Origin of the sequence: Streptacidiphilus jiangxiensis, assembly GCF_900109465.1 — a bacterium.
Lineage (GTDB): Bacteria > Actinomycetota > Actinomycetes > Streptomycetales > Streptomycetaceae > Streptacidiphilus > Streptacidiphilus jiangxiensis.
Window position 1 is genome coordinate 1 of sequence record NZ_FOAZ01000089.1, and the last position, 1382, is coordinate 1382.

Sequence of the window (1382 nt, forward strand, 5' to 3'; positions counted from 1 at the left end):
GGCCGCCTAAACAATGTCGACCGACGGATGGAAGAACTTCGGCCGCTACGGCGCGAACCGCGACCCGGGAAATGTCCACGGCGCCGTCGCCCTGGCCCAGGCCCTGGAGGACGCCCTGGAACGGATGATCATCGACGGCGGCATCCGCTCCCCGGCCACCACCCGCCGCGGCCTCATGGCCCGCATGAACTACCTCAACACCACCGCCGGCGGCGCCCAGGCCCTGGCCGACGCCGGCGTCACCGCCCACCCCTCCACGCTGCGCGCCTGGACCCGCGGTGCGCGCAGCCCGCGCCCCGAGAACCTGGAGGCCGTCGACACCGCGTACTGGAACCTGCGCGCGGCCAACGTGCTGGCCAACCCCGGCGCGCTCAAGCAGCACCTCAACCGCGGCGGCCAGGGCACCCGGGTGGAGATCCACCCCATCAACCAGGCCGTCGTCGACGCCCCGCGCCGCCGCGACAACCTGCGCGTGCGCAAGCTGCAGGTCCGCTACGTCTGGGACGCCGCCGTCGACGCCCTCGTCGACGGCAACCTCGGCGCCCTGGAGGACGTCTGGGACGACGTCATCGCCGACCTGGACTCCGACTGGGGCGCCTACACCTACGTCGGCCACATCGGCCTCGGAGCCTGACCCCGGCGGCCCGGCCGGCACCGCCTTGGCCGGGTGCCGGCCGGGCCGCCGGACCCGGAGCCCACGACCCCCCATGTGCATTGCAAGATGAGAAAAAGGCATGTAGATTTGTTCTTGCGGGCGAGCACCACCCGCCCGCAGCAAGCCTTGATCCCACCTCGCGGAGGCACACGATGTTCGACCCCGCCCGCGCCGCCCTCGCCAACTGGGTGGAGACCTGCCTCCTGCCCCCCGACGAGTTCGACGTCATCGAGGACCTCGCCGACCGCATCGGAGCCACACCGGCCTGGTCCGCCCTCGCCTCGGGCGAGTCCAGCAGCGCAGACCTCCTGTCCTTCCTCCAGAGCCTGGGCTTCTGCGGCCCCCAGGCCAGCGCCCAGGAGCGCGACGCCTGGCTGGAGGCCAACGGCGGCCCGGAGACCGGCCGCACCCCGACAGAGCGCGCGCTGCGCACGCTTCACCACGACCTCGTCTTCAACGGCGGCGCGGTGGCCAGGCCCGGCGGAGGGCACCCCTACCAGGTGCCGGACGCCGGTGCCCGCGTCCAGGCGCTGCTGGTCGCCTGCGGCTGGCCGCCCCGCGCTCAGCTCTTCGCCGGGTGAACCGGCCCGGGGCGCGCGCCAGGGGAGCCCCGGCGCCCTCACCGGGCCGGCCGAGGCCGAAGACCTCCACCCCCGGCCAACCGCCCAGCTAATTCCCGCACCGCAGAATACGCATTCCCTGGTAAACTCGACCCAGCGCCAGAGAA

2 protein-coding genes are annotated in these 1382 nt (G+C 73.2%); both read left to right on the top strand.

Annotation, left to right across the window (positions count from 1 at the left end; translation table 11 throughout):
• The first annotated feature begins 13 nt into the window (after window positions 1-13).
• The gene (locus tag BMY61_RS43790) at window positions 14-634 is read left to right on the top strand and encodes a hypothetical protein (RefSeq protein ID WP_042461534.1); all 621 of its coding nucleotides are present in this window, start codon (window positions 14-16) and stop codon (window positions 632-634) included.
• A 173-nt stretch (window positions 635-807) separates the two neighbouring features.
• Entirely contained in the window at window positions 808-1236 is a 429-nt protein-coding gene (locus BMY61_RS43795; RefSeq protein WP_042461531.1) for a hypothetical protein, read from the top strand.
• The last annotated feature ends 146 nt before the right edge of the window (window positions 1237-1382 follow it).

Coding starts and splice junctions, on each gene's coding strand:
- BMY61_RS43790 (WP_042461534.1), top strand. CDS start 14: ATGTCGACCGACGGATGGAAGAACTTCGGCCGCTACGGCGCGAACCGC.
- BMY61_RS43795 (WP_042461531.1), top strand. CDS start 808: ATGTTCGACCCCGCCCGCGCCGCCCTCGCCAACTGGGTGGAGACCTGC.